The 1,588-nt window shown below is 69.1% G+C and carries 2 protein-coding genes, 1 tRNA gene and 1 pseudogene; 1 reads left to right on the top strand and 3 read right to left on the bottom strand.

Annotated features, from left to right (window positions below):
• From IY392_RS13185 to rplM, 3 genes and pseudogenes are all read right to left on the bottom strand, one after another.
• Positions 1-139 (bottom strand): annotated as a pseudogene (locus IY392_RS13185) (phosphoglucosamine mutase); the annotation flags it as partial.
• Between the two features lie 157 nt (positions 140-296).
• The gene (gene rpsI, locus IY392_RS13180; RefSeq protein WP_370446350.1) at positions 297-770 is read right to left on the bottom strand and encodes a 30S ribosomal protein S9; all 474 of its coding nucleotides are present in this window, start codon (positions 768-770) and stop codon (positions 297-299) included.
• Positions 771-835: 65 nt separating this feature from the next.
• A complete protein-coding gene (rplM, locus tag IY392_RS13175) occupies positions 836-1,279 on the bottom strand; it encodes a 50S ribosomal protein L13 (RefSeq protein ID WP_017837232.1) in 444 nt (147 codons plus the stop codon).
• A gap of 212 nt (positions 1,280-1,491) precedes the next feature.
• Between rplM and IY392_RS13170 the strand changes: the two genes are divergently transcribed.
• Positions 1,492-1,567: transfer RNA gene (locus tag IY392_RS13170), tRNA-Arg, on the top strand.
• Positions 1,568-1,588 lie beyond the last annotated feature (21 nt).

Raw genomic sequence — 1,588 nt, 5'->3', positions numbered from 1 at the left:
GGGCGACCTCGGGCCCGGTGGCGCGGGTCTCGCTCGCGAGGACGGCGGCGGCAGCGGCTCCGAGCCGGACCGCCAAGTCCACCGTGAGCGTCTGATTGGCGAGTCCGCGAACCCCGTCGGTACCGAAAAGTCGGGTCATGATGCGTGATCCTCCGGGATAGGGGGACCGCCACCGCACGCGGCGTGGGTGGTCCGGACCGGGTAAGGATAACCCCGGCCGTGCGGTCCCTCGGGAAACGAGCCAGAGCAGGCCCCCGCGGTAGCGGGCGCCTGCTCTGGGATATCGAGCGCGTCGATCAGCGCTTCGAGTACTGCGGTGCCTTACGGGCCTTCTTCAGGCCTGCCTTCTTGCGCTCGACGGCGCGGGCGTCCCGGGTGAGGAAGCCGGCCTTCTTGAGCGCCGGGCGGTCATCCGAGGAGTACTCGGTCAGCGCACGGGCGATCGCCAGGCGCAGTGCACCGGCCTGACCCGACGGTCCTCCACCGTGGAGCAGTGCCACGATGTCGAACTGCTCCTCGCGCTCGACGAGGACCAGCGGCGACTTGACGAGCTGCTGGTGAACCTTGTTCGGGAAGTAGTCCTCGAGGCTACGACCGTTGAGGGTGAACTGACCGGAACCGGGCATGAGGCGGACGCGGGCGACGGCCTCCTTGCGACGTCCGACCGCCTGTGCCGGACCGGAGGAGACGACCGGGGCCAGCTGGGACTCGGCGTCGGCCACGTAGTCGGTGCCGCCGGCGTAGTCGGCCTCGCTGTAGTCCTCGGCCACCTCGGCGGCGAGCTCCGCCACCGTGTCGTCGGCGAGCTCGGCCTCGGGGGTGATGTTCTCGTCGGTCACTGGGCCACCTGCTTGATCTCGTAGGGCACGGGCTGCTGGGCGGCGTGCGGGTGATCGGGCCCCGCGTACACCTTCAACTTGGAGGCGACGGCACGACCGAGCTTGTTGCTCGGCAGCATGCCCTTGACGGCCTTCTCGACGACGCGATCCGGGCGCGTGTCCATGGCCTTACCGAGGGACTGCGACTTGAGTCCGCCGGGGAACCCGGAGTGGCGGTGATGCATCACGCGCTCGCGCTTGTTGGACGAGATCGCGACCTTGTCGGCGTTGATGATGATGACGAAGTCGCCGGTGTCGGCGTTCGGGGCGAACTGCGGCTTGTGCTTGCCACGGAGGATGTTGGCGACCTGGACGGCGAGTCGACCGAGAACCACATCAGTGGCGTCGATGACGTACCAGGCGCGCGTCACGTCCCCGGGCTTGGGGGTGTACGTGGACACAGGCGATACCTCTGTCTGTCTAGTGGGGCTGCCGGCCGACCGGACGCCCTCCCCCTCGCGCGGCGGCCGGTGGTGACCCGCGGAGGCGGTCCGCCGATCCCCGGACACGGAGACGACACGGACGCCGACGGTCAACCATACCGTCCGGGTGCGGACACTCCAACTCGCCGATCACGGACGGGCGGACATCGGTTAGACTCTCCCCGGTTCCCGCCCTCGTAGCTCAGTGGATAGAGCACGGCTCTCCTAAAGCCGGTGTCGGAGGTTCGATTCCTCTCGAGGGCACCACGGCGCGGGTCGGGTGGCCCC

This window comes from Dietzia sp. SYD-A1 (assembly GCF_015356725.1).
Classification (GTDB): domain Bacteria; phylum Actinomycetota; class Actinomycetes; order Mycobacteriales; family Mycobacteriaceae; genus Dietzia.
This window is presented reverse-complemented; position numbering and strand designations above follow the sequence as displayed.